Here is a 24,715-nt window from a genome sequence, read left to right on the forward strand (position 1 = left end):
CCCTTGCGGGCTTTCCTCGCGGCTTTACGCGCGGACGCCAGCTTAAGACATCGTTACAAGCCCTTAAAATTCAATGAATTTCCAGGGCACTCGTCCTACCCCAATGTTTCGCGTGCGAAACATCATATCACCCGTTCTGACCTTTTTCGCCCGAGCCCCGTCATGCGCCGCAAAAGCCGCAGCAGCGCACCGGCCGCCAGCCAGCCCAGCACGAACCCCGTGCCACCGAAAACCGCGCCTTCGAAGGTCGCGGGCACCGCGGGGCGATACGCCTCCCAGGCGCGCGCGGCGATCTCCGGGTCGCGAAGATGCCCCGCCAGCCGCGCCCGGGTGAACGGCCCCGCCCGCTCCAGCGCCGCCAGATCGGCGCTCAGCCTTTCGTAGCGCGCCACCGTCTCGCGCATGGTCGCGGCCCGCTGCGCGCCAAAGGCCCCGCCCGTCGACAGATCGGTCAGCGCTCCCGCGCGGTCCAGCCCGGTGGCGGCAGCGTCCGCGTCGAACCGAGTGACGACCCGCTGCAGCTCATCCACCGCGCCGCCAAGGCGCTGGGTGTATTGCTGCGAAAACTCGGGGAATTGCGACAAGCCCGCCGCCCCGGCCAATCCGCCGGCAAGGGCGATGGTTCTTAGCGTCATGATACTGCTCCTGGCCTGCCGCGGCCCTCTGTCGGGACCGTCAGCAACCAAGGATAGCGCAATCCTGAACTGCTGTCAGGCCAGCCTGCAAACGCGCTTCGTACCCTGCTTCTTCTTGGCAAAATACTCCGGGGGGTGGAGGGGGGCAGCGCCCCCCTCCCCGGTCGCCGTGCGCGCAGCGCACGGCGAAACCAAACCTTCAGCCCGCCGTCTTCCCGTAGATCCGCGCGATCCGCTCGACCGCCTGTTCGGGCGGCATCTCTTCGCTTTCGCCGGTGCGGCGCGAAGTCAGTTCGACCACCCCGTTCTTCAGCCCGCGCGGCCCCACGGTGATCCGCCACGGCAGCCCGATCAGATCCATCGTGGCGAACTTGCCCCCGGCGCGTTCGTCGGTGTCGTCGTAAAGCGGCTCCAGCCCCAGCGCCGTCAGGCTGGCATAGATCGCCTCGCAAGCGGCATCCGCCTCGGCGTCGCCGCTCTTGAGGTTGACGAGCCCGCAATGGAAGGGCGTCACGCCTTCGGGCCAGATGATGCCCTTGTCGTCATGGCTGGCCTCGATGATCGCCCCCAAAAGGCGGCTGACCCCGATCCCGTGCGACCCCATATGCACCGGCACGCGGTTGCCGTCGCGGTCGGCGACGACGGCGCCCATGGGTTCGGAATACTTGGTCCCGAAGTAGAAGATCTGCCCCACCTCGATCCCGCGCGCGACGCGGCGACGGTCCTCGGGGATCTGGTTGAAGAGCGCCTCGTCGTGGGTTTCATCGGTGCGCGCATAACGCGAGGTGAATTCCTCGAGCACGGCGCGGCATTGCTCGTGACTGTCATAGTCGATCTGGCGGTCGCCGAAGCGCAGATCGGTGATCGCGGCATCGTAGAAGACCTCCGATTCGCCGGTCTCGGCCAGCACCAGGAATTCATGCGTGTCGTCGCCGCCGATGGGCCCGCTGTCGGCGCGCATCGGGATGGCCTGCAGCCCCATGCGCTCGTAGGTGCGCAGGTAGCTGACCAGATGGCGGTTGTAGGCGTGCAGCGCATCCTCTTTCGTCAGGTCGAAATTGTAGCCGTCCTTCATCAGGAACTCGCGCCCCCGCATGACGCCGAAGCGCGGCCGGATCTCGTCGCGGAATTTCCACTGGATGTGATAAAGCGTCAGCGGCAGGTCCTTGTAGGACCCCACATGGCTGCGGAAGATATCGGTGATCAGCTCTTCGTTGGTGGGACCGTAGAGCATGTCGCGCCCGTGCCGGTCGCGGACGCGCAAAAGCTCGTCGCCATAAGCGTCATACCGCCCGGATTCGCGCCAAAGGTCCGCCGATTGCAGCGTCGGCATCAAGAGCGGGATGTGCCCGGCGCGCTCCTGCTCTTCGTGTACGATCCGTTCGATATTGCGCAGCACCCGGTAGCCCAGCGGCAGCCAGGAATAGATCCCGGCGGAGGCCTGCTTGATCATACCGGCGCGCAGCATGTAGCGGTGGCTGACGATCTGCGCCTCGGCAGGGGTTTCCTTGAGGACAGGCAGGAAATAACGGCTCAGGCGCATGGGGCATCCTTGGTCTTTGGGCGGTTTGGGGTTGTTTGGGCCATGGCGCGCGGCTTGGCAAGGGAGGACTGGCGCTCAGGCCTCGCGGGCCAGCGACAGCGCTCCATCGAGCGCGCTGCCGCGCGGCTTTATGCAGGCGGCGCCAAGCTCGGCCGGCAGGAAATCTCGGTAGGCCGGGCCCACCCCGCCGGTGAGGCAGAGAGGCTCGCCCGCGGCATGGCCCAGCGCGCGCAGCGTGCGGGCGATATACGCCGCCCCTTCGCGCATCAGCCGCACGGCCACGGCGTCGCCCGTGTCGGCCGCGGCTATGACGTCCGGCGCATGGGCGGCAAAATCCGCCGGCGTGGCGCGGGCGGCGAAGGCGACGATGCCCGCCGGCCCGTGCAGCGCCTGATCCAACCGAGTCGTCAGATCGGAGGCCAAAGAGAGCCCGTCGCGCGCCTCCAAGGTCAGTGACAAGGCGCGCAGACCCAGCCACCCGCCCGACGCCTCATCCGACAGAACCAACCCCCAACCACCGGCAAAGCGCACCCGACCGGCGCGCTGCACCCCGATGATCGTGCCGGTGCCCAGAGCGACAAGCGCGCCATCGTCTTTGCCCAGGGCGCCGCGCAGCTGCGTGGTGCGGTCGTCGGTCACCCGTGCACGCGGCAATCCAAGACCCTGCGCCACGGCCAGAGCCTGGTCCGCACGCAAGACACCCGCGATGCCGAGATGCGCGGGGCATTCGGCCAGATCGGACCCGCCAACGCCCGCCTCTGCCGCGGCGGCGGTCACCGCCGCGCGCAGATTTTCGAGCGCCCCGGCCATATCGGTAGACACGTTGGCCGGCCCCGCCGACCCGCGCCCCAGGACGCGGCCCCCGGCGTCTGCAATGGCCGCCCGGCATCCCGACCCGCCGCCGTCGACACCCAGAAAAACCGCCATCATCCGCCAAACGGCCCGCAGTGGGGCCGTTTTCTTGGGAAGAAAACGGATCGGAATTTTACAAAAATTCCGACACGCCGCGCGTCACGCATTCCACGGCCTGTCGCCCTCTGCATCGCGAACCCGCGTCGGCAGGCCCATGCGGTCGAGAAGGCTGAAGAACGGCTTGGGGTCCAGTTCCTCGACGTTCTTCATCGTGCCCGCATCCCAATCGCCGTTCGCGATCAGCATCGCCGCGGCCACCGGCGGCACACCGGCGGTGTAGGAAATGCCCTGGCTGCCCACCTCTTCATAGGCCTTCTTGTGGTCGGCGACGTTGTAGACGAACATCTCGACCTCTTGCCCGTCCTTGGTGCCCTTCACCAGATCGCCGATGCAGGTCTTGCCGGTATAATTCGGCGCGAGGCTGGACGGATCCGGCAGGCAGGCCTTGACGACCTTGAGCGGGATCACCTCCTGCCCCTCGGCGGTGGTGACGGGCTGTTCGGACAAAAGGCCGATGTTCTTGAGCACCGTGAAGACGTTGATGTAATGCGCGCCGAAGCCCATCCAGAAGCGCACGTCGGCCTGGGGATAGTTCGTCGCCAGCGAGTGCACCTCGTCATGGCCCGATTGATAGGCCATCTGCTTGCCCACCACCGGCAGGTCCCATTCGTGGCCCGAGGCGAACATCGTGGTTTCCTTCCACTGTCCGTCCTCCCAATAATAGACCACTCCGGTGAATTCGCGGAAATTGATCTCGGGGTCGAAGTTCGTTGCGAAATACTTGCCGTGGCTGCCCGCGTTGATGTCGACGATGTCGATGCTATTCACCTCGTCCATATGATCGACCGCAAAGCGTGCATAGGCATTCACCACCCCCGGATCGAAGCCCGCGCCCAGGATCGCCGTCACGCCCTTTTCAGCGCAGAGGTCGCGCTTTTTCCATTCGTAATTGGCGTACCACGGCGGGGTTTCGCAGATCTTGTCGGGCTCTTCGTGGATCGCCGTGTCGATATAGGCGGCCCCCGTTTCGATACAGGCGTCGAGCACGGTCATGTTCACAAACGCCGTGCCCACGTTGATCACGATCTGCGCGCCGGTCTCGCGGATCAGCGCGGCCACCGCGGCGCTGTCCATCGCGTCCACAGCATGTGCCTGAAACACGCCGTCCTGCTTCATCGCGCCCTTTTCGTGCACCGACGCCAGGATCGCCTCGCATTTCGACTTCGTCCGGCTGGCGATGTGCAGATCGCCGAGCACGTCGTTGTTCTGGGCGCATTTATGCGCGACCACCTGGGCGACGCCGCCGGCGCCGATGATGAGTACGTTGCGTTTCAAGTCACTCTCCCTGTTCTGTTGTCCCAACGATAACGGCCTTGAGCCCGTTACGACAGGGCCGCGACGAAATCGTCATAGACGAAGTCCCGCACCAGCCGTTCGGTTCCATCCAGCTCGCGGATCGCGATGGCGGGCATCTTGACGCCGTTGAACCAGTTCTTCTTGACCATCGTGTAACCGGCCGCGTCCTCGATGCTCAGCCGGTCGCCCGGGCGCAGCGCCTTCGGAAACCGGAATTCGCCGAAAATATCGCCCGCCAGGCAGGATTTTCCGCAGATCATCCACTCCTGATCGCCGCTTTCCTTCATCCGCGCGCTTTCGCGATAGATCAGCAGATCGAGCATATGCGCCTCGATCGAGCTGTCGACGATGGCCAGGTTCTTGCCGTTGAAGAGCGTGTCCAGCACCGTCACCTCAAGCGTGGTGGACTTGGTGATCGCGGCCTCGCCCGGTTCCAGATAGACCTGCACGCCGTTCTCGCCGGCAAAGCGTTTCAGCCGCTCGGCCAGCCGGTCCAGCGGATAGCCCTCGCCGGTGAAATGGATGCCGCCGCCGAGGCTGATCCAGTCCATGCGGCGGATGAGATGACCGAAACGGTCCTCGATCTGGCCCAGCATCGCGTCGAACCGGTCGAAATCGGCGTTTTCGCAATTGTTGTGGAACATGAAGCCGCTGATGCGATCCATCACAGGTTCGATGTCCTTCGGGTCATGCTCGCCCAGCCGCGAGAACGGCCGCGACGGATCGGCCAGGTCGAATTCCGAGGTGCTGACGCCGGGGTTCACCCGCAGCCCGCGGATCCGACCGGCGGTCTCGTCCTCGAAGCGCTGCAGCTGCGCGGCGGTGTTGAAGATGATCTTGTCCGAGCTCGCCACCACCTCGGCGATCTCGTGCGGCGCCCAGGCGACCGAATAGGCATGGGTTTCGCCGGGAAACTTCTCGCGCCCCAGCTTGAGCTCGAAAAGCGAGCTCGAGGTGGTGCCGTCCATGTATTCGCTCATCATGTCGAAGACCGACCAGGTGGCGAAACATTTGAGCGCCAGCAGCGCCTTGGCGCCCGAAGCCTCGCGCAGATGGGCGATCTTTTCGAGGTTCGGCAACAGGCGGGATTTGTCGATTAGGTAATAGGGCGTCTGCATGGAACGGGGCCTTTCGGTCGCGCGGAAACAAGCGCGGGTGATAGGAAATCATGGCGCAAGGCGCAAGGGGATGCCGCCGCTGGCGCACCGTCGCTGTGCGCGGATCGGCAGATGTATGCGGGGGCCGGTCTGCCCATCTCAGGCGCGAAAGGAAAGTGCCATGACCCAGTTTACAGACATCCGAACCACCCCGATGCCCGACGCCATGCGCGTGCTGCTCGAGGAATATCCCCGCGACAGCTGGGACGCGAACCCGCATTTCAAAGACGCCACCCGGCGCTGGCTGGGGGCGCACCGGATGTTCCGGCAATTGGGCGCGTTGGTGCGCGAGGATACCGAAGCCTATCTCGACCGCACCCAGGCGCCCGAGGACTATGCCGCGCGGCTGTCGCATTACGGCAATGCGCTGGTGGGCAACCTGCACGGCCACCACGCCTGGGAGGATCGCCGCTATTTCCCCGAGCTTTCGGCCGCCGACCCGCGGTTCGACAGGGGGCTCGAGATCCTCGAGGCAGACCATGCCGAGCTCGACCAAGTGCTCGACCGCTTTACGCGGGCGGCCAACCGGACGATCAAGCTGATACAGCTGGACGAACCGGCGGCCCATGCCGAGGCCGGTGCGCTGCACGACGAGGCGCAAAGGATCGAGGCCTTTCTCGAGCGTCACCTGGGCGACGAAGAGGACCTCGCGGTGCCGATCATCCTGCACCACAGGCTGCGGGGGTAACGAAAAAGGCGGCGCGGCATCTGCCCGCGCCGCCGCCACCGGGCGTTATGCCAGCCAGGTGGCGTAGTCGCTGACCAGCAGATGGTTGGGCGCGACGTCCTCTTCGATCTGCGAAAACCGCCCGATCTTTTCGCGGAAGATATTGTCGGTCTCGTCGTCGTTGACAGTCGAGACCTCGCCGATCAGCACATCGCCGCCCTCGCCCCAGAAGGCGTGCCAGTCGCCGGGCATCAGGGTCACGCTTTCGCCCGGGGCCAGCCGCAGCTTGTCGCCGGGCGCATAGTCGCGCCGGATGCCGTCGCACCAGACGGTGCCGCCGCGATCCTCGGCGAAACGGCCCGCGTCGTCCGACCCGTAAAGCTCGATCACCAGAGTGGCGCCGCCGCGGTTGATGATGTCCTCGGCCTTGATGACGTGCGTGTGCATCGGCGAGAGCTGATCCTGCCGCGAGATCAGCAGCTTTTCAGCGTAGCACATGCCGCCGCCCCGTTGCAGATCGGCCAGCCTGCCGTTGCGCAGGGTAAAGAGGAAAAGGCCCAGCTCGTCGAACCGGCCCGCGCCGTAATCGGTGATGTCCCAGCCGCAGCGCGCGTCGATCACGTGGCGGGCATCGGCGCGGCGGGCGCGGAAATCGTCCGGGCTCCAGCGCGCGAAGGGCGGCAGGACAAAGCCGTGCGACCGGATCAGGTCATCGGCGGCGGCCATGATATCGTTGATGCGGGATCGTTTCATGCGGCCCCCTCCTCTGTCTGTGCCGGATCGTTCGGGCGCAGTCATAGGGGGCGCTGCGGATCGGCACAACACCGGGCCCGCGCCGTTCAGCTCATCAGCCCGACATGGGTGTTGAGCATATAGCGCGAAAAGATCGGCGTGGCTGCGGCCCCGAGCTCGCGCGCGGCGGGGCCGACGCTGCCCGCCTCGATGCGCGGCGGAATCAGCCCGCGCGTGTCCAGCCGGGTCATGTTGTCGAAGGTCTGCGCCACCAGCGCGGCGCGCACGTCTTCGGGGAAGGCGCCGTCGATCAGCACCGCCTCGAAATCCACCACCGCGCAGACCGTCAGCGCCGCCTGCGCCAAATGCCGGGCCGTGCGCGCGACCCAGTCGTCGACCTGCGGCACAAAGCCCGACCAGTCCAGCGGCTGGTGCCACATGCGGCGCGTGTCGATCCCCTCGGCGGCAAGGCGTTTTTCCAGCAGCAAAAGCGAGGCCGCGTCGATCAGCTGGCGCGGGCCGTCCTCGGTACTGACCGGCAGCGACCCGAGCGCCCCGGCATTGCCGCGCGTGCCCTCGAAGACCGAAGCGTTGATGACCACGCCGCCGCCGATGAACGAGCCCACGAAGAAATAAGCGTAATCGCCGAATTCGCGCCCGCGTCCGAAGATATGCTCGGACCGGCAGGCGGCGGTGGCGTCGTTCTCGATGAAGACCGGCAGATCGGTGAACCGCGCGATTTCCTCGGCCACGTCGATCGTCTTCCAGGCCAGCATGTCCGCCGCAGGTGCCGCGATGGCCTCGTGCCAGGCCCAGAGATCGTAGGGCTTGGCCACGCCGATCCCGGCGATCCGCGCGGCGGCGTCATCCAGCAGACGGTCGAACCTCTCTAGCCCGGTGCGCAGGAAGGTGAGGATATCGGCCGGCACCGGGTAGTCATAGCTGATCCGGTGCGCCTGCCGCAGATCGCCCCTCAGGTCGGTCAGCACCAGATCGGCATTGCGCCGCCCGATCTTGAGCCCGACGGAAAAGGCGCCCCCGGGGTTCAGAGTGATCGGGATCGACGGCTTGCCGACCTTGCCGCGCTGCGGATCCCCGCGCATGACGAAACCTTCGGCCTCGAGTCCGCGCAGGATCACCGACACGGTCTGCGGCGACAGCCCCGCATGTTTCGCAATGTCGCTGGCCGGCAACGTGCCGTGGCGCTGGATCAGCGTCAGGATCAGACGTTCGTTGTGATTGCGCACCCCGTGCGGGTTCGCGCCAGCGTACAGATTTCGCGCTCCGGCTTGCGCCATGACCTATCCTCCTACGAGGATTACGCCATGACCGCATTAATAAATCAACTAGACTTATTAATTGACGCTCGGAGCGAATCTTGTTTTGTTAGCGCTAGTCCTACGGTCTTTCGGCCGCCGGGACAAATCGGTTCGGAACGAACCACGCCATATTGGGAGGCTACCATGAAAAAACTACTCGCCGGATCGGCGCTTGCTCTTTGCGCCATGACCGGATCGGCCTTTGCCGCCGGCCACAGCGTCAGCGCGTGCCTGATCACCAAGACCGACACCAACCCCTTCTTCGTGAAGATGCGCGAAGGTGCGACCGCCAAGGCCGAAGAGCTGGGCATCGAGCTCAAGACCTTTGCCGGCAAGTTCGACGGCGACCATGAGACCCAGGTTCAGGCGATCGAAACCTGCATTCTGGACGGCGCCAAGGGCATCCTGCTGACCGCGTCCGACACATCGTCGATCACCTCGTCGGTGCAGCAGGCGCGGGATGCGGGCCTTCTGGTCATCGCGCTGGACACGCCGCTGAGCCCGGCGGATGCCGCCGACGCCACCTTTGCCACCGACAATTACCTGGCCGGGCTGCTGATCGGTCAGTGGGCCAAGGCGCAGATGGGCGACGAGGCGGCGAACGCCAAGATCGGCCTGCTCAACATCAACGTGTCGCAGCCCACCGTGGGCGTGCTGCGCAACCAGGGCTTCCTCGAAGGCTTTGGCGTCGAGCTCGGCGATCCCAACAAGTGGGGTGACGAAACCGATCCGCGCATCGTCGGCCACGACGTGTCGAACGGCGATGCACAGGGCGGCCGCACCGGCATGGAAAACCTGCTGGCCACCGATCCCGGCATCAACGTGGTCTACACCATCAACGAGCCCGCCGCCGCAGGCGCCTACGAGGCGCTCAAGGCGCTCGGCCGCGAGGACGAAGTGCTGATCGTGTCGGTCGACGGCGGCTGCCCCGGCGTGCAGAACGTGGCCGATGGCGTGATCGGCGCGACCTCGCAGCAGTACCCGCTGCTGATGGCGTCGCTGGGCATCGAGGCGATCAAGACCTGGGCCGAGGACGGCAGCAAGCCCGCGCCGACCGAAGGCAAGGACTTCTTCGACACCGGCGTCGGCCTTGTGACCGACAAGCCGGTCGACGGGATCGAGTCGATCTCGGTCGAACGGGGCCTGGAGCTCTGCTGGGGCTGATAGAGCCCGGCACCCGAGGGGCGGCGCCGCCGCCCCTCATTTCCTGATGCGCCCCTTGCGCATCGCCCGGCGTCGGACGGGCCGTGAGCCGCGTCCGACGCGTTATCGAAACGGAGAGGGTCATGTCCAAGCAAGCCGCATCGGCGGACGATTATGAAAGCGCCGCGTCGTCAAGCCCGAGCACCGTGGCGGAATTCGAACACAGCGACCGGGGGTTTGCAGGCAAGCTCCAGCATGTGCTGCACGTCAATCCGTCCTTCGTCCCGCTGACCGTTCTGGTCGCGGCGATCATCGTCTTCGGGCTTCTTCTCGGCTCCAAGTTCTTTTCACCCTTCGCGCTGACGCTGATCCTGCAGCAGGTGCAGATCGTCGGCATCGTCGCCGCGGCCCAAAGCCTGGTGATCCTGACCGCCGGCATCGACCTCAGCGTCGGGGCGTTGATGGTGATGTCCTCGGTGGTGATGGGGCAGTTCACCTTCCGCTACGGCCTGCCGCCCACGGTCGCCGTGGTCTGCGGCCTGGCGGTGGGCACCGCCCTGGGCGCGGTCAGCGGCTGGCTGGTCAGCCGGGTCAAGCTGCCGCCCTTCATCGTCACGCTGGGCATGTGGCAGATCGTGCTGGCGGCCAACTTCCTCTATTCGCGCAACGAGACCATCCGCAGCCAGGATATCACGGCCCAGGCGCCGCTTTTGCAGTTCTTCGGCACCCAGGTGAAGGTCGGCAGCGCGACGCTGACCGTCGGCGTGATCTTCATGCTGGTGCTGGTCGCCGTGCTGGCCTACGCGCTGAAACATACCGCCTGGGGGCGGCATGTCTATGCGGTGGGCGACGACCCCGAGGCCGCAGCGCTGTCGGGTGTCAACGTGCACCGCACGCTGATGTCGGTCTACATGCTGTCGGGTCTTATCTGCGCCTTCGCCGGCTGGGCCTTGATCGGGCGGATCGGCTCGGTTTCGCCGACCTCTGGACAGCTGGCCAATATCGAGAGCATCACCGCCGTGGTGATCGGGGGCATCTCGCTCTTCGGCGGGCGGGGCTCGATCCTGGGCACGCTCTTTGGCGCGCTGATCGTGGGCGTGTTCACGCTGGGGCTGCGGCTTATGGGTGCGGATGCGCAATGGACCTACCTGCTGATCGGTGTGCTGATCATCGTGGCGGTCGCGGTCGACCAGTGGATCCGCAAGGTGTCGGCATGACCGGCGGCTTCGGACCCTTTCCCGGGGGGCGGCGCGGCCCGGCCCCCGAGAGCCCCCCTGCAACCGCGGCCACGCCGCAAGCGACCCGAAAGGTGATGTCATGACCGACCCCATTCTCAAGGCCCGCAATCTGGTGAAACGCTATGGCAAGGTGGTGGCGCTGGATCATTGCGACTTCGAACTGATGCCGGGCGAGATCCTGGCCGTCATCGGCGACAACGGCGCGGGCAAATCGACGCTGATCAAGGCGCTCTCGGGCGCGGTGGAGCCCGATGACGGAGAGGTCTGGCTCGAAGGGCAGAAGATCAATTTCAGCTCGCCCAACGATGCCCGCCACGCCGGGATCGAGACGGTCTATCAGACCCTCGCCATGTCCCCCGCGCTCAGCATCGCGGACAACATGTTCATGGGGCGCGAGATCCGCAAATCCGGGTTCATGGGCCAGGTTCTGCGTCAGCTCGACCACAAGAAGATGGAGACCTTCGCCCGCGAAAAGCTCAACGAGCTGGGGCTGATGACGATCCAGAACATCAACCAGGCGGTCGAGACGCTCTCGGGCGGTCAGCGCCAGGGCGTCGCGGTGGCCCGCGCCGCCGCCTTCGGGTCGAAGGTCATCATCCTCGACGAGCCGACGGCGGCGCTCGGCGTCAAGGAAAGCCGCAAGGTGCTCGAGCTGATCCAGGACGTGAAGTCGCGCGGCATTCCGATCATCCTGATCAGCCACAACATGCCGCATGTGTTCGAGGTCGCCGACCGTATCCACGTCCATCGTCTGGGCAAGCGGCTTTGCGTGGTCAATCCGGGCGATTGCACCATGTCGGACGCGGTGGCCCTGATGACCGGCGCGAAAGAACCCGACGCGATCGCCGCCTGACCGACGCCGGAACGGCGCCTTCAGAACGAAAAGCGCCAGCCTCTCGGGGCTGGCGCTTGCGCATCAGGGCTATCGACCGTTGGGCTATTCCGCCGTGCGGCCCGAAGCCAGCGGCTTGAGCGCCGCGTAAAGCGTGCGATACCGCGCCAGCCGCTCTTGCAGCACAGGGGTGTCGTTGGGCTCAAATACGGCTTGGGCCGCGGGACGCCGGGCAAGGTCCGCCCGCGTCATCGCGCCTTGACCCACAGCCGCCAGCATCGCCGTGCCCATCGCCGGACCCGCCAGCGCGCCATCGGCCCGGCCGATCCGCTGCCCCGTGGCATCTGCGACGGTCTGCAGCACCAGATCGCTTTGCGCCCCGCCGCCGATGGCCAGCACCGTGCCATAGTCGCGGGGCCCGAAGCTTGCGAAGGCATCGGCAAAGCTGAACGCCACCGCCTCGACCACCGCGCGCATCATCTCGGCGCGGGTCGTCGCGTCCTCCAGCCCGTAAAAGGCCCCGCGGATGTGCGGATCGGCGTGCGGGCTACGCTCGCCGGTCAGATACGGCAGGAAGAGCGGCACCCGGTCGGGCTGCACTCCGGCGGCCTCCTCCAGCAAGGTCCGGATGTCGGCCTTTGCCACGTTCGCGAACCACGCCATGGGGCGCGCGCCGTTCAGCATCGCCGCCATCTGGAACCAGCGGTCGGGCAGCGTGTGGGCAAAGGCATGCACCATCGCTGCCGGATTGGGCCGGTAGGCGTCACCGGCCACGAAAAGCTGCCCCGAGGTGCCCATCGACAGGAACGCCGCCCCCTCCTCGACCGCGCCGACCGACACCGCACCCGAGGCCGCATCGCCCGCGCCAGCCACGACGGGAATACCCGCCGGCAGCCCCAGATCGTCGGCCACATCGGCGCGCAGCCGCCCGGCGACCTCGTGCCCGTGCAGGATCGGCGGCAGCCAGGCGGGATCGGTGTCGCTGGCGGCGCAGACCGCCTCGGACCAGCGCCGCGCCGCCTGGTCGAGCCAGAGCGTCCCCGCCGCATCCGCCGGGTCGGTGACGGTTTCGCCATGCAGGCGCAAGCCGATGTAATCCTTGGGCAAAAGCACATGGCGGATCGCGCCCCAAACCTCGGGTCGGTGCTTGCGCAGCCACATCACCTTGGGCGCGGTCAGCCCGGGCAGCGGCGGCACGCCGGCGATCTGGCCGATCTCGGGCAATGCGCGCGCAAGGGCCGCGCTTTCGGCATGAGCGCGCCCGTCGTTCCAGAGGATCGCCGGATGCAACACCTCGTGTCCCGCGCCCAGCGCCACCAGCCCGTGCATCTGCCCCGACAGCCCCAGCGCGGTCACGGCCCCCTCCGGCGCCGCAGCCGCAACGCCGCGCAGCGCCGCGCGGCAGGCCTGCCACCAGCTTTCCGGATCCTGTTCCGACCGGTACGGGCCGGGCGACGAGGTGTTGAGCGGCACGCTTTCCGATGCGAGGATCGCGCCGTCCCGAACCAGCACGGCGATGACCGACGATGTTCCGATATCCAGACCGATCTGCATGACATCTGCCCCCGTTTTCCGGGAGCAGAAACAGCACACTTAGCCGGTGCCGTAAAGCCCCGCCATACGCGCGCGCAACGCGACCAGCGCCAGAACCGTGTCGATCGTCGGCGTGGGCGTATCGGTCAGACGTCCCAGCTCCTGCACCGAGCCCACAAGCGCGTCGATCTCCATCGGACGGCCCTGATCCAGGTCCTGCCACATCGAGGTGCGGTGCGCCCCAACGGCCGCGCCGCCGTCGATTCGCTTTTCCACGTCGATGGGGAACTTGACGCCCAGCTTCTCGGCGATCTCCTGCGCCTCGAGCATCATGCCCCGCGCCACCGCCCGCGTGCCGGGATCGGTGCAAAGCACGTCGAGCGTGGCATGGGTCAGCGCCGAGATCGGGTTGAACGACAGGTTGCCCCAGAGCTTGACCCAGATCTCGTCGCGCAGCCGCGGGCGCACCGGCGCCTTGAGCCCGGCCGCCGCCAGCGCCTTGGACAGCGCCATGGCCCGGTCGGATTTGCTGCCGTCGGGCTCGCCCAGCGAAAACCGGTTGCCCTCGATATGCTTGATCACACCCGGCTCGATCACCTCGGCGGCGGGATAGACCACGCAGCCCAGCACGCGATCGGGGCCAAAGCCGTCCCATTGCTTGTTGCCGGGATCGACCGTTTCCAGCCGCGTGCCCTCCAGATCGCCGCCGATCTTGTGGAAATACCACCACGGCACGCCGTTCACCCCCGACACGATGGTGGTCTCGGGCCCGATCAGCGGCTGCATCTTGTCGACCACGCCAGGCACCGAATGCGCCTTGAGCGTGACGATCACGTAATCCTGCACCCCCAGCGCCGCCGGATCCTCCGAGGCGGTGACGTCGACCACCGTCTCCTCGCCGCCTTCCTCGATCAGCTTCAGCCCCTTGGCCTGCATCGCCGCCAGATGCGGGCCGCGCGCCACCAGGCTCACATCCGCGCCCGCCTGCGCCAGCTTGACCCCCATGTAACCGCCGATGGCGCCGGCCCCGAACACACAGATCTTCATAAGCTCTCCCCTCGCGCCGCCCTTGCCGTCAAAGGCGCGTCCCCTGCTTCTTCTTGGCAAAAATACTCCCGCCGGAGGCGCCCGCAACCCACCACGGGCGCCTGCCGCGGAAAAGGATTACGCCGCTTCGACCAGCCCCAGCTTTTCAGCCAGCCCGATGCGCTGCATCTTGCCGGTGGCGCCTTTCGGGATCTCGTCGAGGATCACCACCTTGCGCGGCACCTTGAAGTCGGCCATGCGCGCGGCGGCGAAATCGCGGATGTCGCGCTCGGTGGCCTCCTGCCCTTCGCGCAGAACCACCGCCGCGGCGACCTCTTCGCCCAGCTTGGGATGCGGCAGCGCGAAGGTCACCACCTGCGCGATCGCGGGATGGTCCATCAGGACGCCATCCACCTCGAGCGGCGAGACCTTCTCGCCGCCGCGGTTGATGATTTCCTTCAGCCGCCCTGTCAGATGCAGGAACCCGTCCTCGTCAAAGGCGCCCTGGTCGCCGGTGCGGAACCAGCGGTGCCCCTCGGCCTCGAAGAAATTCTTCTCGTTGGCCTCGGGATTGCTCTCGTAGCCCGGCGTCACGTTTGGCCCCGAGATGCAGACCTCGCCGGTGCCCTCGACCAGACGGTTCTCGATCTCGTGGGCGATGCGCACCATCGGCCCCGCCTCGACGCCGACCGAGCCGGGTTTCTGGCGGTCCATGGGGTTGCAGCACATCTGATGCGCGGCCTCGGTCATGCCGTAGGCCTCGATCACCGGCGCGCCGAAGGTCTCGCGCAGCTGTTCCATCACCTGCGCGGGCAGGCTGGCAGAAGACGACCGCAGGAAGCGCAGCGGGTTGGCCGCGATGGTCTCGGCGTTTCGGCCCGCGCGGGACAGGATCGCCTGGTGCATGGTCGGCACGGCGGTGTACCAGGTCGGTTTGGCCTCGGCCATCATCGTGAAAAAGTTGAGCGCGTTGAAGCCCGGCGTGCAGAAGATCGACCCGCCCGACGACAGCGTCGCGCTGACCGCCGCCAAAAGGCCGTGGATGTGAAAGAGCGGCATGACGTTCATGCAGCGGTCCTCGGCCGTCAGGTTCAGCGATTGCGCGATATGCACCGCCGAGGCCGCGACGTTGCTCTGCAGCAGCGGCACGATCTTGGGCCGCGACGTGGTGCCCGAGGTGTGCAGGATCAGCGCCACCTCCTCGGGCCCTGGCGTGCCCTCCTCGGCCGCAACGGTGTCGCCCTCGGCTTTCAGATCGAACACGCCGGCAATGTCCGCATCGGGCGTCAGCCGCAGCACGGTCATCCCGGTTTTCTGCGCGGCGGCCAGTGCCGGGCCGTCCTCGCCCTCGGCCAGAACGATGGCCTTGGCCTTCAGATCCTCGAGATAGAAGGCGTATTCATCCTCTCGGTACGCCGGGTTGAGCGGTGCCGTAGTCGCCGCCTGCGCGATCGTGATAAAGGCCGTCGCCATATCCGGACCGTTGGGCAGCACGATCGCCACCCGGTCTTTGGGGCCCACGCCCGCCGCCCGCAGCTGGCCGCGGATCTTGTCCGACAGCGCACGCAGCCCGCCATAGCTCAGCCACGCTTTTCCCGGTGCGCCAATCGCGGGGCTGTCCGCCCCATGCGGTTCGAGAAGCTGTGTCAGAGTCGTGCCCATGGTATTTTCCTTCTTCTTTGGCAAGCATAGGGATCACTCCGCAGGTGCGACGCTGCGGACTTTGGACTTTCGCAGATACTTAATTAGCGGAAGCACGAAGAAAAGCACAGCAATCGCGATGAAAGTGCCCGAAAGCGGGCGTTCGATAAAGGCCAGGACGTTGCCCTGCTCGGCAATCAGCGTCTGGCGAAAGCTCTTTTCCATCAGCGGGCCCAGCACCAGCGCCAGCACCAGCGGGGCCAGCGGATAGTCGGCCTTGCGCAGCAGATAGCCCGCCACGCCGAAGCCCGCGATCAGCCAGACGTCGTGCATTTTCTGGCTGGGCGCAAAACCGCCGACGATGCAGAGCACCATGACGATGGCGCAGAGCACGGTGAACGGCATCCGCAGCGCCCAGACAAACAGCGGGATCAGCGCGATGTTGATCGCCACGGCGGCGAAATTCGCGGTGTAGAGCGACGAGATCAGCCCCCAGACGAAATCCGGCTGTTCGATGAACAGCATCGGCCCCGGCACCAGCCCCCACATCACCATGCCGCCCAGCAGCAGCGCGGTGGTGGGCGAGCCGGGAATGCCCAGCGTCAGCATCGGCAGGAGCGAGCCGGTAGAGGCGGCGTTGTTGGCGGTTTCGGGCGCGACGACGCCCTCGATATTGCCTTTGCCGAAGGTGTCCGGCTCTTTCGAGGTCTGGCGCGCGATGCCGTAGGCCATCAGCGACGCGGGCGTCGCGCCGGCGGCGGGCAGCATGCCCACGAAAAAGCCCAGGAACGAGCCGAGGCTCATTGTTTTCCAAAGCTTGTTGATCTGGCGCAGGCCCGCGCCCAGCTCGCCAAAGGTGATCTTGGCCGAGGTGACCTGCGGCGCGGTCTTGGAGGTCTCGATCGTGTAGAGCACCTCGCCGATGCCGTAGACGCCGATGGCCAGCACCAGAAAGGAAATGCCGGAATAAAAGCCAGGCAGATCGCCGAAGATCAGCCGCGGCTGGCCCGAGATGAGGTCGAGCCCAACGGTCGACAGCACCAGCCCGAGGCAGATCATGATCACGGTCTTGAGCTTGTCGTCGCCACCCAGCCCCACGAAGGTTGTGAAGGCCATCAGCACCAGCGCGAATTCCTCGGCCGGGCCAAAGGCCAGCGCCAGATCCGCCAGAGGTGCCGCAAAGATGGTGAAAAGAACGACCGAGATCGTGCCGCCCACGAAAGACGCGGTCGCGGCGGCGATCAGCGCCAGCCCCGCCTTGCCCTGCTGCGCCATGGGCCGCCCGTCGAAGGTGGTCGCCACCGCGGTCGAGGCGCCCGGAATGCCCAGCAGCACCGAGCTCACCGCGCCGCCGTACATCGCGCCGTAATAGATCGCCGCCAGCAGGATGATCGCCGACGAGGGCGGCACGATGAAGGTCAGCGGCAGCACGATGGCCACGCCGTTGACCGACCCGAGCCCCGGCATTGCACCGATGAAGAGCCCAGCCGTGACCCCGAGGATCACGATCATCAGATTCACCGGGGACAGCGAGGTTGCGAAACCGTCGGCCAGTAGCGTCAGCATCTCCATGGCGGGCTCCTCAGAAGAGCATTGCGTAAAGCGGGAAGAACAGCGGCTCGGTGATGCCCTTGGGCAGCAGGATGCGCAGGGTCACTTCGAAGAAGAAGAACAGAAAGACCGGTGTCGCCAGCGTGATCGACAGGGTCAGGACCCAGCCGTGACCGCCGTAAAGCCGCAGGTACCAAAACAGAAAGAGCGGTATCGCGATATAGGCCCCGACCACGGGGATCAGCGCGATGGTCGCCACCAGCGCCACGACCACCGCCAGCACCGAGCGCAGCATCGACATGTCGAAAAAGCTGTCCGGGCTGCGGCCGGGAGAGACGAAGGACCGGATCAGGATGCCCCCCGCCGCCAGCAGCATGATCAGCGACAGCCAGAAGGGAAACGCGCCGCCGCCCGGGCCACCCGTAGCGCCGTTCCATCCGATCGGCAGGGCCGTGGCATGGACCATGAAATAAACCGACAGCGCCATCAGCGCCGCCGCGATCACGCGGTCAGCTAGTAACATCGTTGCTCCCTCTGTCGTTCATGGATGCCACCCCGACATCCAAATCGCCGGGCCACGCAAGCGGCCCGGCGAGTGCCTTGGTCATCCGGGGATCACGAGGAGCCGTCGGCGGCCATGTCCTTGAGGATGGCGTCGTGCTTGGCGCGCTCTTCCAGGAAATAGGCCTGCAGCGCGTCACCGGTCAGGAAGTCGGCCATCAGCGCCTTTTCCCTGGTGTAGGTCTGCCATTCTTCGGACATGCTCAGCTTTTCGAACATCTCGGTGTAGTAGGCCACGGCCTCGGCCGGCATGTCCTTGGGCGCCACGAAGGACCGCTGCATCCAGTAGACCAGATCGTGGCCAAGCTCACGCGCGGTTGGCACATCCGGGAAGGCCTCGATCCGCTCGGGCGTGAAGGCCGCGATGGGGCGCGACTTGCCCGCCTGGTAAAAGCCCATCTGCTCGGACGGATTGTTGACGGTGCTGTCGATATGACCGCCCACCAGGTTCTTGGCCACGGTGCCGCCACCCTTGAAGGGAACGTAGGTGTGCTTGATGCCGAATTCCTTTTCCAGCATCGCGGTCACCAGGCTGTCCTCGGCGCCGGTGCCGGTGCCGCCCATCTTCCACTCGCCGCCGGCGGCCTTCACCGCCTCGACGTAATCGTCGAGCGTGTAGATGTCGCTGTCGGCGCTGACCCAGAGCACGAAGGTGTCGAGAGCCATGCGGGCGATGGGCGTGTATTCCTCGATGTCGACGCCGATGTCGGTGCGCAGCGGCGTGGTGTAATAGCTGTTGAGCGTCGCCATGATGATGTGGGCGTCACCCTCATTATCCTTGAGGTAGCGCAGCGCCTCGGCGCCCGACCCGCCGCCCTTGTTCACCGGCAGGATCGGCATACGCGACAGGTTTTCCTTCTGGATGATCGACTGGAACAGCCGCGCCAGCCGGTCCGCGCCACCGCCCTGCCCGGCCATGATGACCATCTCGACCGGTTTCTGCGGCGCCCAGCCCTCGGCCAGGGCGCTGGTCACGCTGCCGGCCATCATCGCGGCGGATGCTGCCAGGCCCAGTGCAACACGGCGGGTGAAAATGTTTGTCATGTGAAGTCCTCCAATACCACGGACCTACCTCTTCGACGCGGATTTTACGCAAACCCTCGCAAGTCCTGCGGTGGATATGGGGCAGACGAAATTTTATTTCACGAAAAATGTGGTTTAAATGTTAAGTATTGCCTTAACATTTTATTTATTTGTAAACTTGTAACCATGAGAAAGACCTTCGTCGGCCCCCAATTGCGGCAACTGCGCCGCCTGAACAACCACACCCAGGCGGAAATGGCCAAGCGTCTGGGCATCAGCCCGGCTTATGTCAACCTGCTGGAAAACAACCAAAGAAGCCTGTCGGTACAGGTTCTGCTCTCCTTGACCGAGAGTTACGGCGTCGACCTCAAGACGCTGGTGCAGGACCAGGAGACAAACCGCCTCGCCGATCTGCGCGCCGCTGTGCGCGATCCGGTGTTTTCCGGCCCGGCCCCCGATCTGGCGGAACTGCGCGGCGCGCTTGATCACGCGCCAGGCGTGGCCGAGCGGTTCCTTCAGCTTTACCAGAATCACCGCGCGCTGATGGATCAGGTCAAGAAGATCGGCGGCGAGGGATCGGCGCGCGATCTGCTGCTGATATCGCCCGAAACCGCGATCCACGATTATTTCCGCGACCGGGGCAACCATTTCGACGCGCTGGAAACCGCAGCCACCGCGCTGCGCGACCGGGTGGGCGGCAGCGCCGACGACATGTACACCCTGCTCAAACGTCAGCTGAGGGTCGAGCACGGGATCCAGACCGGCCTGCGGCGAATCACCGACATGCCCGACAGCCTGCGCGTCTTCGACGAGGACGAGCAAATCGTCCATCTGTCCGAGGCGTTGGACCACACCAACCGGATCTTTCAGCTGGCGCATGTGCTGGGCATGGTCGAGGCGACACAGATCGTTGACGGCCTGGTCGACGGCAGCGGCATCGACACCAATGCCGGGCGCGAGCGGCTACGGGTCGAGCTGAACAATTATTTCGCCGGCGCGATGCTGATGCCCTACGACGCCTTTCTCGAATTGGCCGAGGCGACGCTTTACGACATCGACCGGCTGGCTGCGGCCTTCGGCGTCAGCTTCGAGCAGGTCTGCCACCGGCTGACCACGTTGCAGCGCGACGGCGCGCGCGGGGTGCCGTTCTTCTTTCTGCGCGTGGACCGCGCTGGCAACGTCACCAAGCGGTTCAACGCCACCGCCTTCACCCTCGCCGAAGAGGGCGGCTCCTGCCCGATCTGGGACATCCACGGCGCGTTCCGCGTGCCCGGGGTGATCGTGCCGCAATTCGTCGAACTGCCCGAGGGCGGCCAATTCTTCACAGTCTCGCGCACCACCGACCGGCCGGTCTTCAGCCGCCAGACCCAGGACCGCCGACTGGTCGTCGCCATCGGCTGCGAGCGCGTCCATGCCGAGCGAATCGGCTATGCCCAGCGGTTCAACATGGACGACCCCAACCTCTTCAGCCCGATCGGCATCAACTGCCAGCTCTGCCCGCGGCAGGCCTGTTCGCAGCGCGCGCATCAGCCCTTGCACATGAACCTGCCCATCGACGCCCACCGCCGCGGCAGCACTCGCTACGAGAGCTGAGACCGTCCCTCGCCCCCGGGGGCGAGAAGGTGAATTCGGGGAACGGTTTGTTAATCCGGCGTGCGTATCCCTGCCGCATCGCCCGCGGCTATCCGGCGCCCGGGCCCCCGACCGGAGGCCGCCTGCGCAGATCATGACATCACAGCCACGCACATATGCCCTTGCCCCGGCCCGCGCCCGCAGCGGGGAAGACCCGCTTCTGGCCTTTCTGAACGCGGCGCGCGGCAGCGACGTGCACCTCTCGGTCCGAGAGGTGACGCGCCTGGACGCGCAGCGCCTGCAAACTCTTCTCGTGGCCGAACGGCAATGGTTGGCCGATGGCCGGGGCTTCGTTCTTTCCGACATGGCCGATGCCTTTCGCGCCGGCCTGGAACGCCTCGGCCTGGCCCCCGATCACTTCGACAAGGATGCGCCCCGATGACAACAAAGGTTCTCGCCATTGACGATTCCCGCACGATTCGAAACTTGCTTCGGGCGTCGCTGGAAAGCGCCGGATTCGAATTTCACGCGGCCTGCGACGGCGTCGAAGGCGTCGAACGCTTCGCCGAGGTCGATCCGGACGTTGTGATCACCGATATCAACATGCCGAACATGGACGGCTACGGGGTGATCGACACGCTGCGCAGCGGCCCGCACCAGACCAGTGTGCCGATCATCGTGCTGACCACCGAAAGCTCGGCCGAGTTGAAGACCCGCGCCCGCGACGCGGGGGCCACGGGATGGATCGTAAAACCGTTCGACGATGCATCGCTTGTGTCGGTGCTGCGCCGCCTCACCGGGCATGTGTCCTGACATGTCGGGCAAAGCGATCCGCGACACGTTTTTCGAGGAATGCGAAGAGCTTCTCGAGGCGTTGGTCGAAGGTCTCTCCGGCATGGAAGAGACCGACAACGATCCCGAAGTGGTCAACGCGGTGTTCCGCGCCGTGCATTCGATCAAGGGCGGCGCCGGGGCCTTCGCGCTGGACGACCTCGTGGGCTTTGCCCACACGTTCGAGACGGTGCTGGACAAGGTCCGCTCTCGCGAGCTGACGGTCGATGCCGACCTGATGCGCCTTTTCCACCGCTCCGGCGATACGCTGGCCGATCAGGTCGAGGCCGCGCGCGACGAACGCGAAGCCAACGCCGCCCAGACAGAGGCGCTCACCAAAGAGCTCGAAGGCTATCTTGGCGCCGAGGATCTGGAAGACACGTTCTCCTTCGACGCCGTCACGCTGGATTTCGACACCCCCGCCGCCATCGATCTCGGGCCGCTGGACACCGGCCCGACGACCTATCGGATCCGGTTCGAGCCCCGCCGGGGGCTCTACGACAATGGCCACGAGCCGCTTTTGCTGTTCGACGCGCTGGCCGAACTCGGCGACCTGACCGTGCGCGCCGATCCGGGCGATCTGCCGGACCTCGATTGCTATGACCCCGCCGACGGACCGCTGGCATGGGACCTCGAACTGACCACGGCAGAACCCGAAACCGTGCTGCACGAGGTCTTCGAATTCGTCGAGGGCCTGTGCGCGCTGCACATCACGATCCGCGAGGACGCGCCCGTGCCCGACATCCCCCTGCCCGACACGCCCGAGCCGGAGGGAAACGTCGAGGCCCCTGCCGGGCCTGATCGCGACGCCACCCCCGATCCCGCGCCCGCCCCGCAAACCGACGGCGCCCCGGCGCCGGCCAAGGCCGAGCGGGACAGCAGGGGTCCGAAACCGACGCTTCGCGTCGATCTCGACCGTGTCGACCGGCTGATCAACACCGTGGGCGAGCTGATCATCAACCAGGCCATGATCTCGCAGCGCATCGAAGAGCTGGACCTGCCCACTGTCGCGCATCTGACCAACGAGCTCGAGGCCTACAAACTGCTGGCCCGCGACATCCAGGAAGGCGTGATGGCGATCCGCGCGCAGCCGGTCAAGCCGCTCTTCCAGCGCATGTCCCGCATCGTGCGCGAGGCCTCGGAGGTGACCGGCAAGACCGCGCGGCTGGAAACCTCGGGCGATTCCACCGAGGTCGACAAGACCGTGATCGAACGGCTGGCCGACCCGCTGACCCACATGATCCGCAATGCCGTCGACCACGGCCTGGAAACCCCCGAGGGCCGCGAGGCCGCGGGAAAAGGCAAAACCGGCACGATCCGCCTTTCCGCCTCGCACCGCTCGGGCAGCGTCTTCATCGAAGTGGCCGACGACGGTGCCGGGCTCAACCGCGAGAAAATCCTCGAAACCGCCACCCGCAAGAACCTGATCCCGCCGGACAGCGAACTGACCGATGCCGAGATCGACAACCTTCTGTTCCTGCCCGGCTTTTCCACCGCCGGCACCGTGTCGAACCTGTCGGGCCGCGGGGTCGGCATGGATGTGGTCAAGAACGCGGTGAACGCCCTGGGCGGGCGGATTTCGATCGCCTCCGTTCCGGGCGAAGGCACGACCTTCACGATCATTCTGCCGCTGACGCTCGCGGTGATGGACGGGTTCGTGATATCGGTCGGCAGCCAGACCATGGTCATACCGATCGCCTCGATCCTCGAAACGGTGCGCCCGTCATCGCGCGATCTGCACCGGATCGGCGCCGATGGCGCGGTGCTATCGGTGCGCGGCAGCTATGTGCCCATTGTCGATGTGGCGCGGAACCTCGGCCTCGCGGGCGCGGAAACAAAGCGCGGCAACGGCGTGCTGCTGCTGGTCCACACCGAGGCCAGTGGCCTGACCGCGCTGCGCGTCGACGCCATCCACGACCAGCGCCAGGTGGTCATCAAGAGCCTGGAAAACAATTACGGCACGATCGAGGGCGTGTCGGCCGCGACGATCCTGGGGGACGGCAAGATCGCGCTGATCCTCGATCCGGACGAGCTTGTCCGGCTGCCCGCCGACGCGGTCGCCCCCGCCCCCCTGCCAGCCCAGCGAATGGAGATCCGTCATGCTTGACGCCACAGAATCGTCCGTCGAAGCCCCCTTCGAATTCATCACCTTTTCCGCCGGCGGGCAGAGCTTTTGCCTCGAGATCACCCAAATCCGCGAGATCCGGCGCTGGACTCCGGTCACGCTGCTGCCGCACACGCCCGAGGACGTGCTGGGGGTGATGAACCTGCGCGGCGCCGTGATTCCGATCTTCGATCTGTCGGCGCGCTTCGGTCTGGGCAAGACCTGGGACAACGAGCGCAACGTGGTGATCGTCGCCGCGACCGAGGGCAACACGATCGGGCTGCTGGTCGAATCGGTGTCTGAAATCCTGTCGGTGCAGAAGGATGCGATCCAGGAAACGCCCGATGTGAAATCCGAATTCGCCCGCGACAGCATCCTCGGCGTCATATCGGTCGACGAGGCGATGATCCGCGTGGTGAACCTGGCCAATGTGGTCAGCCCCGAAGCGGCGGGCGCCGCATGATCGCCAAAGCCGCGGACGACGCGCTCGGCGAGTACGACTTCACCGAGGCGCATTTTCGCCAGATCGCGGATCTGGCGCACCGCCGCTACGGGCTCAACCTTGCCGAGACCAAGAAGCCTCTGGTCTATTCGCGCCTCGCACGGCGGCTTCGGGCCCGCGGGCTTGCCGATTTCTCGGCCTATCTCGAGCTGATCAAACGCGACGGAGAAACCGAGGAGGAAACCGCCTTCGTCAGCGCGCTGACAACCAATGTCACCAGTTTCTTTCGTGAGAACCATTACTTCGAACTTTTGCAGGGCCGCGGCCTGCCGGTCATGGCGCGCCAGCTGGAGGCGGGGCAGCGCGTGCGTCTTTGGTCGGCGGGCTGCTCGTCCGGCGAAGAGCCCTATTCGCTGGCCATGACCCTGCTGGAACACCTGCCCGGCGCCGCCCGGCGCGATGTGCGCATTCTGGCCACCGACATCGACCCGGCGGTCGTGTCGATGGCGCAGGCCGGGCGCTACAGCGACGAGTCGGTGGCCACCATTCCACAGGCCTTGCGTGACCGATACGTGACCGGATCCGGGGACCCGCGCAAACCTAACCAGATGGCGCCATCGGTGCGCGACATGGTCAAGATTGCCGAGCTGAACCTGATGACGGACTGGCCGTTCAAGGGCCCGTTCGACGCCATCTTTTGCCGCAACGTGGCGATCTATTTCGACAAGCCGACGCAGGCACGGCTCTGGGAAAGGTTCGTCGGGCTGCTGCGCGAGGGCGGGCTGCTTTTCATCGGCCATTCCGAACGCGTCACGGGCCCGGCAACTGCGGCGCTCGAAACCATCGGGATCACCGCCTACGCAAAACGAACAAACCCAAAATGAGCAGTTGAGGAGA

Annotated in this window: 23 protein-coding genes; 10 read left to right on the plus strand and 13 right to left on the minus strand. The window is 65.9% G+C overall.

The features are described from left to right. Window positions 1-122: 122 nt before the first annotated feature. From RXV88_RS13895 to RXV88_RS13915, 5 genes are all read right to left on the minus strand, one after another. Window positions 123-635, minus strand: coding sequence for a DUF2937 family protein (locus RXV88_RS13895; protein ID WP_316293841.1), 513 nt, complete (start codon window positions 633-635; stop codon window positions 123-125). A gap of 199 nt (window positions 636-834) precedes the next feature. Then, a complete protein-coding gene (gene proS / locus RXV88_RS13900; RefSeq protein ID WP_316293843.1) occupies window positions 835-2,178 on the minus strand; it encodes a proline--tRNA ligase in 1,344 nt (447 codons plus the stop codon). Window positions 2,179-2,253: 75 nt separating this feature from the next. Further along, complete coding sequence (locus RXV88_RS13905; RefSeq protein ID WP_316293845.1) at window positions 2,254-3,105, minus strand: BadF/BadG/BcrA/BcrD ATPase family protein; 852 nt, start codon at window positions 3,103-3,105, stop codon at window positions 2,254-2,256. A gap of 84 nt (window positions 3,106-3,189) precedes the next feature. Beyond that, window positions 3,190-4,425, minus strand: a complete 1,236-nt coding sequence (locus RXV88_RS13910; protein ID WP_316293846.1) for a saccharopine dehydrogenase family protein — start codon at window positions 4,423-4,425, stop codon at window positions 3,190-3,192. Between the two features lie 47 nt (window positions 4,426-4,472). Continuing rightward, window positions 4,473-5,564 (minus strand): carboxynorspermidine decarboxylase, encoded by a 1,092-nt coding sequence (locus RXV88_RS13915; protein WP_316293848.1) that lies wholly within the window; start codon window positions 5,562-5,564, stop codon window positions 4,473-4,475. Between the two features lie 160 nt (window positions 5,565-5,724). On the opposite strand from RXV88_RS13915, the gene RXV88_RS13920 reads away from it, so the two are divergent. Next, the gene (locus tag RXV88_RS13920; RefSeq protein WP_316293849.1) at window positions 5,725-6,291 is read left to right on the plus strand and encodes a hemerythrin domain-containing protein; all 567 of its coding nucleotides are present in this window, start codon (window positions 5,725-5,727) and stop codon (window positions 6,289-6,291) included. A 45-nt stretch (window positions 6,292-6,336) separates the two neighbouring features. Here RXV88_RS13920 and RXV88_RS13925 read toward each other — a convergent pair whose 3' ends face one another. Then, window positions 6,337-7,023: a D-lyxose/D-mannose family sugar isomerase gene (locus tag RXV88_RS13925; RefSeq protein WP_316293851.1), complete on the minus strand. Its 687-nt coding sequence runs from the start codon at window positions 7,021-7,023 to the stop codon at window positions 6,337-6,339. Window positions 7,024-7,109: 86 nt separating this feature from the next. After that, the gene (locus tag RXV88_RS13930) at window positions 7,110-8,300 is read right to left on the minus strand and encodes an ROK family transcriptional regulator (RefSeq protein WP_316293853.1); all 1,191 of its coding nucleotides are present in this window, start codon (window positions 8,298-8,300) and stop codon (window positions 7,110-7,112) included. A gap of 165 nt (window positions 8,301-8,465) precedes the next feature. On the opposite strand from RXV88_RS13930, the gene RXV88_RS13935 reads away from it, so the two are divergent. From RXV88_RS13935 to RXV88_RS13945, 3 genes are all read left to right on the plus strand, one after another. Beyond that, on the plus strand, window positions 8,466-9,485 hold the full coding sequence (locus RXV88_RS13935) for a sugar ABC transporter substrate-binding protein (RefSeq protein ID WP_316293855.1): 1,020 nt from the start codon (window positions 8,466-8,468) through the stop codon (window positions 9,483-9,485). A gap of 122 nt (window positions 9,486-9,607) precedes the next feature. Beyond that, window positions 9,608-10,681: an ABC transporter permease gene (locus tag RXV88_RS13940; protein WP_316293857.1), complete on the plus strand. Its 1,074-nt coding sequence runs from the start codon at window positions 9,608-9,610 to the stop codon at window positions 10,679-10,681. A 100-nt stretch (window positions 10,682-10,781) separates the two neighbouring features. After that, on the plus strand, window positions 10,782-11,555 hold the full coding sequence (locus tag RXV88_RS13945; protein ID WP_316293859.1) for an ATP-binding cassette domain-containing protein: 774 nt from the start codon (window positions 10,782-10,784) through the stop codon (window positions 11,553-11,555). A gap of 84 nt (window positions 11,556-11,639) precedes the next feature. Here RXV88_RS13945 and xylB read toward each other — a convergent pair whose 3' ends face one another. From xylB to RXV88_RS13975, 6 genes are all read right to left on the minus strand, one after another. Next, window positions 11,640-13,088 (minus strand): xylulokinase, encoded by a 1,449-nt coding sequence (xylB, locus tag RXV88_RS13950; protein WP_316293861.1) that lies wholly within the window; start codon window positions 13,086-13,088, stop codon window positions 11,640-11,642. Window positions 13,089-13,127: 39 nt separating this feature from the next. Further along, a complete protein-coding gene (locus RXV88_RS13955; RefSeq protein WP_316293863.1) occupies window positions 13,128-14,114 on the minus strand; it encodes a 2-dehydropantoate 2-reductase in 987 nt (328 codons plus the stop codon). Window positions 14,115-14,231: 117 nt separating this feature from the next. Beyond that, window positions 14,232-15,755: an acyl--CoA ligase gene (locus RXV88_RS13960; protein WP_316293865.1), complete on the minus strand. Its 1,524-nt coding sequence runs from the start codon at window positions 15,753-15,755 to the stop codon at window positions 14,232-14,234. Between the two features lie 33 nt (window positions 15,756-15,788). Continuing rightward, entirely contained in the window at window positions 15,789-17,306 is a 1,518-nt protein-coding gene (locus RXV88_RS13965) for a tripartite tricarboxylate transporter permease (protein WP_316293867.1), read from the minus strand. Window positions 17,307-17,316: 10 nt separating this feature from the next. After that, on the minus strand, window positions 17,317-17,808 hold the full coding sequence (locus RXV88_RS13970; RefSeq protein WP_316293869.1) for a tripartite tricarboxylate transporter TctB family protein: 492 nt from the start codon (window positions 17,806-17,808) through the stop codon (window positions 17,317-17,319). A gap of 92 nt (window positions 17,809-17,900) precedes the next feature. Further along, window positions 17,901-18,890: a tripartite tricarboxylate transporter substrate binding protein gene (locus tag RXV88_RS13975; protein ID WP_316293871.1), complete on the minus strand. Its 990-nt coding sequence runs from the start codon at window positions 18,888-18,890 to the stop codon at window positions 17,901-17,903. A 165-nt stretch (window positions 18,891-19,055) separates the two neighbouring features. Here RXV88_RS13975 and RXV88_RS13980 point away from each other — a divergent pair, with 165 nt between their 5' ends. The 6 genes from RXV88_RS13980 (at window position 19,056) to RXV88_RS14005 (ending at window position 24,702) form a co-directional block, all read left to right on the plus strand. Continuing rightward, complete coding sequence (locus RXV88_RS13980) at window positions 19,056-20,462, plus strand: short-chain fatty acyl-CoA regulator family protein (RefSeq protein WP_316293873.1); 1,407 nt, start codon at window positions 19,056-19,058, stop codon at window positions 20,460-20,462. 133 nt (window positions 20,463-20,595) lie between these two features. Further along, window positions 20,596-20,883, plus strand: a complete 288-nt coding sequence (locus RXV88_RS13985; protein WP_316293875.1) for an STAS domain-containing protein — start codon at window positions 20,596-20,598, stop codon at window positions 20,881-20,883. Continuing rightward, window positions 20,880-21,254, plus strand: a complete 375-nt coding sequence (locus RXV88_RS13990; protein WP_316293878.1) for a response regulator — start codon at window positions 20,880-20,882, stop codon at window positions 21,252-21,254. Before RXV88_RS13985 ends, RXV88_RS13990 begins: the two co-directional genes overlap by 4 nt. Before the next feature lies 1 nt (window position 21,255). Beyond that, a complete protein-coding gene (locus RXV88_RS13995) occupies window positions 21,256-23,379 on the plus strand; it encodes a chemotaxis protein CheA (protein ID WP_316293880.1) in 2,124 nt (707 codons plus the stop codon). Beyond that, the gene (locus tag RXV88_RS14000; RefSeq protein ID WP_316293882.1) at window positions 23,372-23,839 is read left to right on the plus strand and encodes a chemotaxis protein CheW; all 468 of its coding nucleotides are present in this window, start codon (window positions 23,372-23,374) and stop codon (window positions 23,837-23,839) included. The genes RXV88_RS13995 and RXV88_RS14000 overlap by 8 nt, the downstream gene beginning before the upstream one ends. Further along, the gene (locus RXV88_RS14005) at window positions 23,836-24,702 is read left to right on the plus strand and encodes a protein-glutamate O-methyltransferase (RefSeq protein ID WP_316293884.1); all 867 of its coding nucleotides are present in this window, start codon (window positions 23,836-23,838) and stop codon (window positions 24,700-24,702) included. The genes RXV88_RS14000 and RXV88_RS14005 overlap by 4 nt, the downstream gene beginning before the upstream one ends. Window positions 24,703-24,715 lie beyond the last annotated feature (13 nt).

Source organism: Aestuariicoccus sp. MJ-SS9, assembly GCF_032586235.1.
In the GTDB taxonomy this organism is placed as follows: domain Bacteria; phylum Pseudomonadota; class Alphaproteobacteria; order Rhodobacterales; family Rhodobacteraceae; genus Aestuariicoccus.